The sequence below is a fragment of the Streptomyces sp. NPDC041796 genome (assembly GCF_055590785.1).
The window spans coordinates 443,358-457,010 of record NZ_JBVJAH010000007.1; the positions used below are offsets into that span (position 1 = coordinate 443,358).

The following is a 13,653-nucleotide window of genomic DNA, read 5'->3' on the forward strand; positions in this document are numbered from 1 at the left end:
CCCATGACCCCGCCCGTCGTCCACTCGCTGCGCGAGCAGATCCGCGAGCACATCGTGGAGGGCATCGTCAGCGGCCGCTGGAAGCCGGGCGAGCGGATCGTCGAGCGGCGGATCGCGACCGAGCTGGCGGTCAGCCAGACGCCCGTGCGCGAGGCCCTGCGGGAGCTGGAGAGCCTGCGGCTCATCGAGTCGGCGCCCAACAAGGGCGTACGGGTGCGCAACCTCACGGCGGCGGACCTGGAGGAGAGCTACCCGGTGCGGGCCGGCCTGGAGCAGATCGCCGCCGAGCTGGCGGCCGACCGCCTGGGCGACGACTGCTCGGCCCTGGAGCCGCACGTGGCGGCGCTGTACGAGGCCGACGCGCGGGCGGACGGCACGGCGCAGGTGCGGCACACGGTGGGCTTCCACCGGGAGCTGGTGCGGGCGGCGCACAACAGCGTGCTGCTGCACACCTGGGAGGGCCTCGGCATTGAGGTCTTCACGGCACTGTCGATCCGCTGGCTCGGCACCGTCCAGAAGTCGTACGCGGAGGAGCACGAGGAGCTCGTTCAGGCCTTCCGCCGCCGCGACCCCAGGATCGGGGTCCTGGTGAAGGAGCACGTCCTGGGCTGCGCCCCGCGCGCCTAGCGCACGCCCCTCGTGCGCCGGTCGCGCACGCCTCCCGCTCATCGGTCGCCGCGCACGCTCATTCGCTGCCCTCACCTGCGAAAACAAGGCACCCGGTGCCCATTTTTGTGGCACCGAATGCCGACTTTGGCCTCTGGGCAAAGATTTTTCCCTCAACGCTTTGATCGATCATCGATCACGGTCGTACAGTCGTCCGCGGACTTCAACAGAGGTCCCCTCGCCCTGTCCTGCCAAGACCAAGGGCTCCACACCCCTTCGACTCCGGAAGGCGGCGACTATGACCGACCCCACCCGCATCCAGCCGAGCGAGCTCGACCAGCTGCCGGACCGCGACCCCGAGGAGACCGCCGAGTGGCAGGCGTCCCTCGACGCCGTCGCCAAGGCCGCCGGGCCGCACCGCGCCGCGTACCTGATGCGACGCACCCTGGAGCGCGCCGAGGGCGCAGGTCTCGCGCTGCCCAAGCTGCTCGAAACCGACTACGTCAACACCATCCCCACCGCCGCCGAGGCCGGCTACGGCTTCGACGGCGACGAGGAGATGGAAGCGAGGATCACCGCCTGGAACCGCTGGAACGCGGCGGCCATGGTCTCCCGCGGCTCCAAGTACGGCGTCGGCGGCCACATCGCCACCTTCGCCTCCGCCGCCTGGCTCTACGAGACCGGCTTCAACCACTTCTTCCGCGGCAAGGAGCAGGACGGCTCCGGCGACCAGCTCTACATCCAGGGCCACGCCTCCCCCGGCATCTACGCCCGCGCCTTCCTCGACGGACGGCTGAACGCGCAGCACCTGGACAACTTCCGTCAGGAGTCCGGCGGCAACGGCCTGCCGTCCTACCCGCACCCCCGCCGCCTGCCCTGGCTGTGGGAGTTCCCGACGGTGTCGATGGGCCTCGGCCCGCTCTCCGCGATCTACCAGGCGCGGTTCAACCGCTACCTGACCAACCGCAACATCAAGGACGTCTCGAACTCCCACGTGTGGGCGTTCCTCGGTGACGGCGAGATGGACGAGCCCGAGTCGACGGCGGCCCTCGCGCTCGCCGCCCGCGAGGAGCTGGACAACCTCACCTTCGTCATCAACTGCAACCTCCAGCGCCTCGACGGCCCGGTCCGCGCCAACTTCAAGATCGTGCAGGAGCTGGAGGCCCAGTTCCGCGGCGCCGGCTGGAACGTCGTGAAGTCGCTGTGGGGCAACGCCTGGGACGAGCTGTTCCAGCTCGACACCACGGGCGCGCTGGTACGCCGCCTGCGCGAGGTGCCGGACGCGCAGATCCAGACGTACCAGACGCGTGACGCGGCCTACATCCGCGAGGACTTCTTCGGCAAGGACCCCGCCCTCGTCGAGATGGGCAGGCTGCTCTCCGACGACAAGATCATCGAGTGCTTCCAGTACTCCCGCGGCGGCCACGAACCGCGCAAGGTGTACGCCGCGTACAAGGCGGCCCTGGAGCACAAGGGCGCCCCGACGGTGATCCTCGCGCAGACGGTGAAGGGCTTCACCCTCGGCAAGGGCTTCGAGTCCAAGAACGCCAACCACCAGATGAAGAAGCTCTCGGTGGACGAGTTCAAGGGCATGCGGGACCTGCTGGGCCTGCCCATCGCCGACTCCGCCTTCGTCGACGGCCAGGTGCCCTACGGCCACCCCGGCGCCGACTCCCCCGAGGTCCGCTACCTCCAGGAGCGCCGCGCGGCCCTCGGCGGCCCCGCCCCGGCGCGCCGCATGCACGCCCTGGACCCGCTGCCGGCCCCGGCCGACAAGACGTTCGCCGCGTTCGACAAGGGCTCCGGCCAGCAGTCGGTCGCCACGACCATGGCCTTCGTCCGGCTGATGAAGGACCTGATCCGCGACAAGCAGACCGGCAAGCGCTGGGTGCCGATCGTCCCGGACGAGGCCCGCACCTTCGGTATGGAGTCGCTGTTCCCGTCGCTCGGCATCTACTCGCCGAAGGGCCAGACGTACGAGCCGGTCGACCGCGACCAGCTGATGTACTACCGCGAGGCCAAGGACGGCCAGATCCTCAACGAGGGCATCACCGAGGCCGGCTCGATGGCCGACTTCATCGCCGCGTCGACCGCGTACTCCACGCACGGCGAGCAGATGATCCCGTTCTACATCTTCTACTCGATGTTCGGCTGGCAGCGGACGGCCGACCAGATGTGGCAGCTCGGCGACCAGCTCGGCCGTGGCTTCCTCGTCGGCGCCACCGCCGGCCGCACCACGCTGACCGGTGAGGGCCTGCAGCACGCCGACGGCCACTCCCCCGTCATCGCGGCGACCAACCCGGCCGCGCTGACGTACGACCCGGCGTTCGCGTACGAGGTCGCGGCGATCGTCAAGGACGGTCTGCGCCGGATGTACGGCGAGGCGGCCCCGGGCGAGGACCCGAACGTCTTCTACTACCTGACCGTCTACAACGAGCCGATGCCGCAGCCGGCCAAGCCCGAGGGTGTGGACGAGGGCATCATCAAGGGCCTGTACCGGTTCAAGGAGGGCACCCCGGTCACGGCCGACGCCCCGCGGCTCCAGCTCCTGTCCTCCGGTACGGCGATCCACTGGGCCCTGAAGGCCCAGGAGATGCTGGCCGCCGAGTGGGGCGTGACCGCCGACGTGTGGTCCGCGACCTCGTGGACCGAGCTGCGGCGCGACGCGCTGGAGGCCGACGCGGCGCTGCTGCGCGGCGAGGAGCGGGTGCCGTACGTCCGCCAGGTGCTGGCCGACGCCCCCGGCCCGGTGCTGGCGGTCAGCGACTACATGCGCCAGGTCCCGGACCAGATCGCGCAGTGGGTCGACCAGGACTACAGCTCGCTCGGCGCCGACGGCTTCGGCCTCTCGGACACGCGGGAGGCGGCCCGCCGCCACTTCGGCGTGGACGCCGAGTCGATCGTGGTCGCGGCCCTGGCCCAGCTCGCCAAGCGCGGCGAGGTGCCGGCCTCCCAGGTGAAGGAAGCCCGCGAGCGCTACGGCCTGTAAGGACCGTCGCACGAGGCCCCCGCTCCGGCGGGGGCTTCTTGCATGATGTGGACATGCGCGCTGCCCGGCTGATCAAGATGGTGCTCCTGCTCCAGTCCCGCCCGTCGATGACGGCCGCCGAGCTGGCGCGCGAGCTGGAGGTCTCCGAGCGCACGATCACCCGGGACGCCCTGGCGCTGTCCGAGGCCGGCGTGCCGGTGTACGCGGACCGGGGCCGGGCGGGCGGTTACCGGCTGATCGGCGGCTACCGGACGCGGCTGACCGGGCTCGCCCGCAGCGAGGCCGAGGCGCTGTTCCTGTCCGGGGTGCCGGGGGCGCTGCGCGAGATGGGGCTGGACGACGCGGCGTCGGCGGCCCGGCTGAAGGTGTCCGCCGCGCTGATGCCGTCACTGCGGGACGCGCCTTCCTCGGCCGCGCAGCGGTTCCACCTGGACGCGCCGGGCTGGTACCAGGAACCGGAGACACCCGAGCTGCTGCCGGTGATCGCGGAAGCCGTGTGGGACGACCGGCTCGTCGCGGCCCGCTACCGGCGGCGGGACGGGGAGGTGGAGCGGGAGCTGGCGCCGTACGGGCTCGTCCTCAAGGCGGGCGTCTGGTACGTCTGCGCCCGTGCCGGCACGTCCTTCCGCGTCTACCGGGTGGACCGGTTCACGGCTGTCGCGCTCGGCGACGAGCGGTTCGTACGGGACGAGGACTTCGACCTGCCGGCGTTCTGGGAGGAGCGGGCGGCCGAGTTCGCCCGCTCGATCCTGCGCACGGAGGCGGTGGTGCGGCTGACGGAGGCCGGCGCGCGGGCCCTGCCGTACGTGGCGGACCGCGCCGCCGCCCGGGAGGCGCTCCAGGCGGCCGGTCCGGCGGACGCGGAGGGCCGGGTGACGGTGACCCTGCCGGTCGAGTCGGAGGAGGTCGCCTACGGCCAGCTCCTCCGGCTCGGGCCCGAGGCGGAGGTGCTGGCGCCGGACTCGCTGCGGGAGCTGTTCGCCGCGGCGGCGGCCCGGATGGCGGACCTCTACCGGTAGTCCTCCACCGGCAGCCCTCTACCGGTAGTCCTCCACGGGCGCGTCCTTCCCGCCGTGCACGACGTCGATGAAGTACGCCCAGCCGTCCGGCCGTGATCCGTCGGTGTCGGTGAAGCCGTACACCTTGGCGAGCTGCCCGCTGGAGAGCGACTGGCCGTTCCACCGGTGGCGGGCGGGGTCGGCCGCGAGCGCGGCGACCGCCCGGCCGACGTACGCGGGCGACTCGGCGACGGCGAAGTGCGGCTCCTTCTTGGTCGCGTCGCGCCAGTTCTCCTCCGTGACGCCGTAGATGTCGAGCATCATCTCGGAACGGAGGTAGCCGGGGCTCAGCGCCACCGCCGTCCCCCCGACCTCCTTGAGGTCCTCGCCGAGGCTGAAGGCCATGCGCAGCGGGGCGTTCTTGGCGAGGTCGAAGTAGAAGTTCTCCCGGAGGCGTCCGTTGTTGTACTCGGTGGTGCCGTCCGTCATCTCGACGACCAGCCCGCCCGGGTGCCGGACGAGCAGGGGAAGCGCGCAGCTGCTGGTGATGGCGTGGCTGCGGAAGCCGAGGTCCAGGATGCGCAGGCCCTGGTCCAGATCCGTCTCCCACATCTTCTTGCCCCAGGGGATGAGGTGGTCGCCGCCCCAGAGGCTGTTGACGAGGACGTCGAGACGTCCGCGCTCGTCGTCGATGCGGGCGACGAGCGCGCGGACCTGGTCGGGTTCGAGGTGGTCGACCGGTACGGCGATGCCGTCGCCGCCCGCCGCCGTGACGAGCTCGGCGGTCTCCTCGATGGTCTCGGTGGGCCGGCCGACCTCGCTGACCCGCGCGCGGGTGGTGCGGCCGGTGACGTACACCGTGGCCCCGGCGGCGCCGAGCTCGACGGCGATGGCGCGGCCCGCGCCGCGTGTGGCGCCCGCGACGAGGGCGATCGTTCCGGCCAGTGGTGTGCTGTGCGTCGTGTCGTTCGTCATACGACCACAGTGCATCGCATAGACGACATCCTCTGTCCGGTTTCATTTTGGCCGCTCCGCGTGCACTGTCACCCCTGACCCAGGATGCTTGTCCCGTGATGGACGAGACGGAGTTCTGGGAGATCATCGACACGACCCGGGAGGCCGCCGAGGGCGACCCCGAGGACCACGCCGAGCTGCTCGTCGAGCGGCTCCTGCAGCTCGACCCCGACTCCGTGCTGGACTTCGCCCGGCACTTCGAGGCCCGCTACAACCGCGCGTACACCTGGGACCTGTGGGGCGCCGCCGCCGTGCTCCTGGGCGGCGCGAGCGACGACGCGTTCGACTACTTCCGCTGCTGGCTGATCGGCCAGGGGCGGGAGGTGTTCGAGGGCGCGGTGCACGAGCCGGACTCGCTCGCGGAGCTGCTGGAGGACTTCGACGAGGAGATCGACGGGGACGGCGAGGAGCTGGGGTACGCGGCGGACGAGGCGTACGAACAGCTCACGGGTGCCGTCGCACCGGACCTGGGCATCCCGCCGCAGGCCCCGGAGCCGGAGGGCACGCCGTTCGATTTCGACGACGACGCGGCGCTGGAGGAGCGCTTTCCCCGGCTCTGGGACCGTTTCGGCGTGTGATCAGCCCCGCAGGACGCGCCCCATGAAGACGTCGTCGACGTACCGGCCGTCCAGGAAGAACTCCCCCGGCAGGACGCCCTCGACGACGAACCCCTCCGACGCGTAGAGGGTGCGTGCGGGCTTGTTGTGGCCCAGGACGCGGAGCGTGACGCGGGTGGCGCCCTGACGGAGGGCCTCCGCGCACGCGGCGCGCAGCAGGGCCCGCGCGATGCCCCGGCCGCGCGCCCACTCGGCGACGGCGAGGCCCTGGATCTGCCGCACATGCTGGTTGCAGGCGAGGCGGGTGGGAGGCACGAGACGTATGTAACCGGCGGGGCGGCCGTCCTCGGCCACGGCCACCAGGAAGTCCTCCGGGCGGTGGGTGGAGTCGAAGAACGGGTCGTACGGCGGCTCGGGCTTCGGCTGTACGGCGTGCAGTGGCGACCAGGTGTCGCGGTCGAGCCGCCCGAGGGCGTCGCCGTCCTCGGGACGGGCGTGACGTATGTGCGGGGTGGTCATGCCCGACACTGTGCCACGCGGCAGGATGGGCCCATGAAACGTATCGGCATCGCTCGGATCGCGGTCACCGGCTCCTCCGGTCTCATCGGTGCGGCCCTGGTCCGCTCGCTGCGGGCCGACGGCCACGAGGTGGTCCGGCTGGTGCGCCGGCCGGCGCGGGCCGGTGACGAGGTCGAGTGGGACCCCAAGCGGCAGTACGTGGACGCCGCCGGGCTCGTGGGCTGTGACGCCGTCGTCCACCTCGCGGGCGCGGGCGTCGGCGAGCGCCGCTGGACCGAGGCGTACAAGAAGGAGATCCGGGACAGCCGCGTGCTCGGCACGGCGGCGATCGCGGAGGCCGTCGCCTCCCTGGACACCCCGCCGAAGGTCCTGCTGTGCGGCACGGCGCTCGGCTACTACGGCGACACCGGCTCGCGGGCGGTGGACGAGACGGCGCCCGCGGGGGACGGTTTCCTGCCGTCGGTGTGCGTCGAGTGGGAGGACGCCGCGGCGGCCGCGGAGGACGCGGGGATCCGTGTCGCGTACGCCCGCACCGGGCTGGTCGTGGCACGTGAGGGCGGCGCGTGGGGGCGGCTGTTCCCGCTGTTCCGCGCGGGGCTCGGCGGCCGTCTCGGCAACGGCGATCAGTACTGGAGCTTCATCTCCCTGCACGACGAGGTCGCCGCGCTGCGGCACATCCTCGACACCGAGTCCCTCGCCGGCCCGGTGAACCTCACCGCCCCGGACCCGGTCACCAACCGGGAGGTCACCGCCGCGATGGCCCGCGTCCTGCGCCGCCCCGCGTTCCTGCACGTCCCGGCGCCGGCGCTGAGGATCGCACTGGGCGACTTCGCCGCCGACGTCCTCGGCAGCCAGCGCGTCGTGCCCTCCCGCCTCCTGGACTCCGGCTTCCGCTTCGCGTTCCCCACGATCGACACGGCCATCGCCTCCGCCACCTGACCCCCACGGCACGGGCGCCCCGTGTCGCCGCGGTCGGCGTGCCCGGGGCAACGGGCGGCGGTAAACCGCCGCGCGCGAACGCGGGCGCCCCGCCGCCTGCCCGGGGCCCGGGCCCACCGGCCGGCCGCCGCCGCACACGCGCCCGGCACGAAGCCCCCAGGGCCCGGCCCGCCGCCGACTGCACCGCCCAGGGCGGGCACCCCGCCGCCACATCCCGGCGCGGCCCCGCCGCCCACCGCGCCGCCCCGGGGGCGCCCGGCCCGCCGGCGTCCAGGTACCCGCGGCGCGGAGCCAACCCCGGGACCCGGCCCCACCGCCCACCGCACCACCACCCGGACAAGGGCGCCGCCGCCACACCCCGGGGCGCGGGCACCGGCCGGCTACCGCCGCGCCGAGGGCACGTGCCCGACCGCCATGCACGTGGCGCGAAGCCACCACACCCCGGGGCGCGGCCCACCGCAACCACCCCGGACGGCACCCCGCTGCCACCCCCGCGCGGGCCTGACCCCGCACACGCAGTGCGAAGCCCCCCGGGCGCGGCCCCGCCGCCCACCACGCCACCCCGGGCGCGAGAGCCCCGCCGCCCCGGGGGCGCCCGGCCCGACGACGTACAGGTACGCGCGGCGCGGAGATGCCGTGGCCGGGGGTGTGGGGGCGTCGGCCACCGCGTACAACTCACCCCCAAAGAGGCGCGGGGCGCCGGGCCGTGGCGTGCGACCCCGTGCTTCGGTGACCCCCCGCACGCGCGTGTGACCGGTACCACCGCTCGCCCATACGCTCGAAGCCCGAACTCGGGTATTCCACGGCCCTGTTAAGGGCATGAGCCCCCCACGCACCCCCACGCAGCGAACCGCCACCCCGGGGAGGGACACGTGCTGAAGCACGCACGCCACGCGGACGTCGTCATCGTAGGAGCCGGAGTCGCCGGTCTTGCCGCGGCTCATCAGCTGACCAGTGCGGGAGTGAGCGTCAGCGTCCTTGAAGCCGCTTCTCACATCGGCGGCCGCATGGCCACCGACCACATCGACGGGTTCCGGCTCGACCGGCTCGGGCAGGTGCTCAGTACCTCGTACCCCGGACTGGGCGACGCAGACCTGCGGCTCTTCCAGCCGGGTGTCCTGGTGCACAGCGAGGGCCGGCTGCACCGCACCGGGGAGGTCGGCAGGACCGCCCGGTGGGCCAGGGCGCGTGCCCTGGCGAGCGCACCGCGCCCGCTGGACCAGGCCCGGCTCGGCGCCGCGCTGGCCCGGCTGGCCACGACCGGGGACGCACGGCTGCTGGCCCGTCCCGAGCGCCCGGCGCAGGACGCGCTGGCGGGGCGGGGCCTGCCGGCGCGGACGGTCAGCGGGTTCGTCCGCCCGCTGCTGTCGGCGCTGCTGTCCGATCCGGACCTCACGACGTCCAGCCGGTGCGCCGACCTCGCGCTGCGGGACTTCGCGCGCGGGCGGCTGTGCGTCCCGGCGGGCGGCGCCGCCACGTTGCCGGAGCGGCTGGCGGCGACGCTGCCGCCGGGGACGGTGAAGACCGGCGTCCACGTCAAGGACGCGTCGATCAACAAGGTCGTCACCGCCGAGCACGGCGAGCTGAGCTGCCGTTCCCTGGTCGTGGCCACCGGCGCCCGTGCGGCCGGCGAGCTGCTGCCGGGGCTGCGCGTACCGGACTTCCACCCCGTCACGCTCGTGCACCACACCGCTCCGGCCGCCCCGCTGCCGGACGCGGCGCTCGTGCTGGACGCCGACCGCACCGGCCCGGTGTCGCACTCGGCCGTGATGAGCGAGGTCGACCCGTCACGGGCCCCGCACGGCCGCGTACTGATCAGCTCGACGGTCCTGGGCGCTCCGCCGGACCGGCTCGACCAGCGGGTCAGGGCCCAGCTGGCCGCCCTGTACGGCACCGGCACCGACGACTGGGAGCTGCTGGCCGTCCACCACGACCCGGAGGCCGTCCCGGCGATGCCTCCGCCGCACGATCCGCAGCGGCCGGTACGGCTGCTGGGCGGGCTGTACGTGTGCGGCGACCACCGCGACACGAGCACCGTGCAGGGCGCGTACCGCTCGGGCCGCCGCGCCGCGGACGCGGTCCTGCGTGACCTGGGTGTCCCGGCCGTGCGCACGGCGACGCCCCCTCTCCGGGCGGCTGCCTAGGTCCCGGCCAGGCCCTGGCTAGCCGATGGCGCCGACCCGGTCCCGATAGTTCCGGACAGGGCTCGCGTCCCGGTAGGGCTCCAGTCGACGCTCGAAGTCGCGCACGTACTCCACGGCGCGGGCCGAGCGCATCTCGGAGGCCTGCTGGGCGGCCTCGGCACCGAGGGCGCACGCCTGCTCGAGTTCGCCGAGGCCGAGACGGGCGGTGGCGAGGACGATCCGGCAGAAGAGGCGGCTGCGCGCGAAGGCGGGCGGGCGGAGCTGGAGGGAGCGTTCCGCGTGCTGCACGGCGGCCCGGTACTGGTGGAGGTCACGGTGGCAGTGGCCGAAGTCGTCGGCGAGCTGTGCCTCGTCGAAGAACCGGGCCCAGTACGGCACGTCGTCCCCGGGGCGGGCGGCGTCGAGTGCCCGCTCGGCCCGGACGAGGGAGGAGGTGCAGGCCCGCACCTCGCCGAGGACGGCGTGCCCGCGGGCCTCGACGGAGTGCAGCATCGCCTGGACGACGGGCGGCGCGGAGGAGCCGACGCCCTGCTGGGCGACGCGCGCCAGTTGCACGGCCTCGCGCCCGTGGCCGAGGTAGACGGCCTGGCGGCTCATGGTGATCAGTACGTAGGAGCCGTAGGCGCGGTCGCCCGCGGCCTGCGAGAGCCGCAGGGCCTGGACGAAGTACCGCTGGGCGAGGCCGTGGGCGGCGATGTCGTACGAGGTCCAGCCGGCGAGCCGGGTCAGGTCGGCGGCGGCGCCGAACAGCCGGCGCCCGACGGTCTCGCCGTACACGCCGCGCAGCATGGGCTCGGCCTCGTGCTCCAGGTACCGGACGAGGGCCTGTCGGGCGTGCCCGCCGCCGTAGGCGTGGTCGAGGGTGCGGAACAGTTCGCCGATGGAGCGGAGGGCGGCGATGTCCCCGCCGGTGACGCGCTGCCCGGGCCCGCGGTCGGTGGAGCGCTGGCGCGGTACGGAGGCGGCCAGGGGGGCGGGGGCGCGGCCCTGGGCGGGCACCCGGGGCTCGGCCGGGTGCGGGTGGTCGCCACGGCCCACGCGTTCGTCGGCGCGGCCGATGAGCCAGTCGCGGCTGGGGACGACGAGTCCCGCCGGGGTGAAGGCGATCTTGCGGAGCTCGGCGTGGCTGCCGGAGTCCTTGCGCCACAGGCCGCTGACGATGTCGATGGCCTCGTCGGGCGTGGCCGCGAACTCGAGTCCGGCGTACACGGGCGCGCACGCGTCCAGGCCCAGGTCCTGGGCGGACAGTCGTCGCCCCAGTCGGCGGGTGAAGACCTCGGCGATCAGCGCGGGTGTGGTGCCGCGCGGCTGCTGGCCGCGCAGCCAGCGGGTCACCGACGTCTTGTCGTACCGCAGGTCGAGGCCGTGCTCGAGCCCGAGCTGGTCCACGCGTCTGGCCAGGCCCGCGTTGGAGAACCCGGCTTCGGCGATGAGGGCGGCGAGCTGGCGGTTGGGGGTGCGCTGCGGGGGGCGATCCGTCATCAGCTGTGCGGTCTCCTGCCTTGCCTTCTGGGCCGGGGTGCAGACCCCCTTGGAACGGCGCGAATTTAACCGCCCTGGACGTCCGGGCCGTGACCTTCGCCCCAGATTCATCCGATCGTGTGAGGATTGATGCCGTCGCTGACGGGCAGGGCCGGCCCCCACCGGGGGACCGCACCTGCCCGCCCGTGATCGACACCGCCGCCGTACAGTGGCGTGGGGCGCGATGAATGCACGCTGCAGGGTTCTGGTGCAAGGTTCTAGGGAGGCGTTGCCGTGAGTGAGCTGCGATTCGTCCATGTGGGCTTCGGCGCGGAAGCGGTCGAATACCAGCGGGCGTGGGACATGCAGCGCGAGGTCCACGCCGCCCGTTTCGCGGACGAGATCCCCGACACGTGTCTGCTGCTGGAGCACCTCCCGGTGTATACGGCCGGGCGGCGCACCGAGGACAGCGAGCGCCCCCTGGACGGTACGCCGGTCATCGACGTGGACCGCGGCGGCAAGATCACGTGGCACGGCCCCGGCCAGCTCGTCGGCTACCCGATCATGAAGCTCCCCCGGCCGGTGGACGTCGTCGCCCATGTGCGCCGCCTCGAAGAGGCACTGATCCGCACGGCGGCCCAGTTCGGCCTGGAGACCACGCGGATCGAGGGCCGCAGCGGCGTGTGGGTGCTGGGCGACCCGGTCGAGGAGCGGCCGTCCCTGGGCGGGCTGTCGCTGGACTTCGACCCGCGCCTGCACGACGACGAGTTCGACGCGCGGCTGAACGGCCCCGAGTACGCCCCGTCCAACGCCGGCCAGCGCCGCGAGGACCGGAAGCTCGCGGCGATCGGCATCCGGGTGGCCAAGGGCGTCACCATGCACGGCTTCTCGCTGAACGTGAACCCGGACAACACCTGGTTCGACCGGATCGTCCCGTGCGGGATCCGGGACGCGGGTGTGACGTCGCTGTCGGAGGAGGTGGGCCGGGAGGTGACGATCGCCGAGGTGCTGCCCGTGGTGGAGCGGCACCTGCGGGACGTGCTGGAGAACGCGGAGCTGAGGCCCCGCGAGATCGAGCGCGCCGCCGAGGCCCTGGCCCCTGTCGTCCCCGCCGCGCCCACCGAGGCCGTGGCGTCCGCCTAGGGACCGCCTGACCACCCCCTCGCCGCCCAGGGAACCGCTCAGGGAACCGCCCAGGTGACGTCCGGGAATGACCCTCTCTGGCCAGAGGTTTGCCAGGCGTAACGACAGTCGCCGAGAAGGCCACACTTTTATCGGGCGTACCCTGGTGTTCGCCGAGGAATCGAAGCCGTAGGAGCCAGCCGTGTCCGCAGTCGCACCCGACGGACGCAAGATGCTGCGCCTGGAGGTCCGGAACAGCCAGACCCCCATCGAGCGCAAGCCCGAGTGGATCAAGACCCGGGCGAAGATGGGCCCCGAGTACAACCAGCTCCAGAAGCTCGTGAAGAGCGAGGGCCTGCACACGGTCTGCCAGGAGGCGGGCTGTCCCAACATCTTCGAATGCTGGGAGGACCGCGAGGCCACCTTCCTCATCGGCGGTGACCAGTGCACCCGGCGCTGCGACTTCTGCCAGATCGACACGGGCAAGCCGCAGGCGCTGGACCGGGACGAACCGCGCCGCGTGGGCGAGTCGGTCGTCGCGATGGACCTGAACTACGCCACCATCACCGGCGTCGCGCGCGACGACCTGGAGGACGGCGGTGCCTGGCTGTACGCGGAGACCGTGCGCCAGATCCACGCGATGACCGCCGACCGCGAGGGCGGCCACACCAAGGTCGAGCTGCTGATCCCCGACTTCAACGCGGTGCCCGAGCAGCTCGCCGAGGTCTTCTCCTCCCGCCCCGAGGTGCTGGCGCACAACGTCGAGACCGTGCCCCGCATCTTCAAGCGCATCCGCCCCGGCTTCCGCTACGAGCGTTCGCTGGAGGTCATCACCAAGGCCCGCGAAGCCGGCCTGGTGACCAAGTCCAACCTGATCCTCGGCATGGGTGAGACCCGCGAGGAGGTCAGCGAGGCGCTCCAGCACCTGCACGACGCGGGCTGCGAGCTCATCACGATCACCCAGTACCTGCGCCCCTCGGTGCGCCACCACCCGGTGGAGCGGTGGGTCAAGCCGCAGGAGTTCGTGGAGCTGAAGGAGGAGGCCGACGAGATCGGTTTCTCCGGTGTGATGTCCGGCCCACTGGTCCGCTCCTCGTACCGCGCTGGCCGCCTGTTCCAGCAGGCGATGGAGCGACGGAGCCAGGCGACTGTGTGAATCGCCGCACAAGCGGCTGTGGCTGTCGTGGGGGGGGGGGGGGGGGGGGGGGGGGGGGGGGGGGGGGGGGGGGGGGGGGGGGGGGGGGGGGGGGGGGGGGAGGGGGGGGGGGGGGGGTGGGGTGGGGGGTTCCAATGTCAAGACAAAA

11 protein-coding genes are annotated in these 13,653 nt (G+C 73.1%); 8 read left to right on the forward strand and 3 right to left on the reverse strand.

The features are described 5' to 3' along the window. The first annotated feature begins 3 nt into the window (after positions 1-3). The 3 genes from ACZ6C1_RS17545 (at position 4) to ACZ6C1_RS17555 (ending at position 4,614) form a co-directional block, all read left to right on the forward strand. Positions 4-627: a GntR family transcriptional regulator gene (locus ACZ6C1_RS17545; RefSeq protein ID WP_469241879.1), complete on the forward strand. Its 624-nt coding sequence runs from the start codon at positions 4-6 to the stop codon at positions 625-627. Between the two features lie 277 nt (positions 628-904). Next, the gene (aceE, locus tag ACZ6C1_RS17550; RefSeq protein ID WP_469241880.1) at positions 905-3,595 is read left to right on the forward strand and encodes a pyruvate dehydrogenase (acetyl-transferring), homodimeric type; all 2,691 of its coding nucleotides are present in this window, start codon (positions 905-907) and stop codon (positions 3,593-3,595) included. 53 nt (positions 3,596-3,648) lie between these two features. Next, a complete protein-coding gene (locus ACZ6C1_RS17555) occupies positions 3,649-4,614 on the forward strand; it encodes a helix-turn-helix transcriptional regulator (protein ID WP_469241882.1) in 966 nt (321 codons plus the stop codon). Between the two features lie 18 nt (positions 4,615-4,632). Here ACZ6C1_RS17555 and ACZ6C1_RS17560 read toward each other — a convergent pair whose 3' ends face one another. Further along, positions 4,633-5,568, reverse strand: coding sequence for an SDR family oxidoreductase (locus ACZ6C1_RS17560; protein ID WP_469241884.1), 936 nt, complete (start codon positions 5,566-5,568; stop codon positions 4,633-4,635). Positions 5,569-5,666: 98 nt separating this feature from the next. Between ACZ6C1_RS17560 and ACZ6C1_RS17565 the strand changes: the two genes are divergently transcribed. Then, complete coding sequence (locus ACZ6C1_RS17565; RefSeq protein ID WP_469241944.1) at positions 5,667-6,185, forward strand: DUF4240 domain-containing protein; 519 nt, start codon at positions 5,667-5,669, stop codon at positions 6,183-6,185. On the opposite strand, the gene ACZ6C1_RS17570 is transcribed toward ACZ6C1_RS17565, so the two are convergent. Next, positions 6,186-6,683, reverse strand: coding sequence for a GNAT family N-acetyltransferase (locus ACZ6C1_RS17570; RefSeq protein ID WP_469241886.1), 498 nt, complete (start codon positions 6,681-6,683; stop codon positions 6,186-6,188). A 33-nt stretch (positions 6,684-6,716) separates the two neighbouring features. On the opposite strand from ACZ6C1_RS17570, the gene ACZ6C1_RS17575 reads away from it, so the two are divergent. Both ACZ6C1_RS17575 and ACZ6C1_RS17580 read left to right on the forward strand, forming a co-directional pair. Further along, entirely contained in the window at positions 6,717-7,622 is a 906-nt protein-coding gene (locus ACZ6C1_RS17575; RefSeq protein ID WP_469241888.1) for a TIGR01777 family oxidoreductase, read from the forward strand. An 872-nt stretch (positions 7,623-8,494) separates the two neighbouring features. Further along, positions 8,495-9,766, forward strand: a complete 1,272-nt coding sequence (locus tag ACZ6C1_RS17580; protein WP_469241890.1) for an NAD(P)/FAD-dependent oxidoreductase — start codon at positions 8,495-8,497, stop codon at positions 9,764-9,766. A gap of 18 nt (positions 9,767-9,784) precedes the next feature. On the opposite strand, the gene ACZ6C1_RS17585 is transcribed toward ACZ6C1_RS17580, so the two are convergent. Next, the gene (locus ACZ6C1_RS17585; RefSeq protein WP_469241892.1) at positions 9,785-11,248 is read right to left on the reverse strand and encodes a regulator; all 1,464 of its coding nucleotides are present in this window, start codon (positions 11,246-11,248) and stop codon (positions 9,785-9,787) included. A gap of 273 nt (positions 11,249-11,521) precedes the next feature. On the opposite strand from ACZ6C1_RS17585, the gene lipB reads away from it, so the two are divergent. Further along, the gene (gene lipB / locus ACZ6C1_RS17590; protein ID WP_469241894.1) at positions 11,522-12,370 is read left to right on the forward strand and encodes a lipoyl(octanoyl) transferase LipB; all 849 of its coding nucleotides are present in this window, start codon (positions 11,522-11,524) and stop codon (positions 12,368-12,370) included. Positions 12,371-12,551: 181 nt separating this feature from the next. After that, positions 12,552-13,505, forward strand: a complete 954-nt coding sequence (lipA, locus tag ACZ6C1_RS17595) for a lipoyl synthase (protein ID WP_469241896.1) — start codon at positions 12,552-12,554, stop codon at positions 13,503-13,505. The last annotated feature ends 148 nt before the right edge of the window (positions 13,506-13,653 follow it).

Coding starts and splice junctions, on each gene's coding strand:
- ACZ6C1_RS17545 (WP_469241879.1), top strand. CDS start 4: ATGACCCCGCCCGTCGTCCACTCGCTGCGCGAGCAGATCCGCGAGCAC.
- aceE (WP_469241880.1), top strand. CDS start 905: ATGACCGACCCCACCCGCATCCAGCCGAGCGAGCTCGACCAGCTGCCG.
- ACZ6C1_RS17555 (WP_469241882.1), top strand. CDS start 3,649: ATGCGCGCTGCCCGGCTGATCAAGATGGTGCTCCTGCTCCAGTCCCGC.
- ACZ6C1_RS17560 (WP_469241884.1), bottom strand. CDS start 5,568: ATGACGAACGACACGACGCACAGCACACCACTGGCCGGAACGATCGCC.
- ACZ6C1_RS17565 (WP_469241944.1), top strand. CDS start 5,667: ATGGACGAGACGGAGTTCTGGGAGATCATCGACACGACCCGGGAGGCC.
- ACZ6C1_RS17570 (WP_469241886.1), bottom strand. CDS start 6,683: ATGACCACCCCGCACATACGTCACGCCCGTCCCGAGGACGGCGACGCC.
- ACZ6C1_RS17575 (WP_469241888.1), top strand. CDS start 6,717: ATGAAACGTATCGGCATCGCTCGGATCGCGGTCACCGGCTCCTCCGGT.
- ACZ6C1_RS17585 (WP_469241892.1), bottom strand. CDS start 11,248: ATGACGGATCGCCCCCCGCAGCGCACCCCCAACCGCCAGCTCGCCGCC.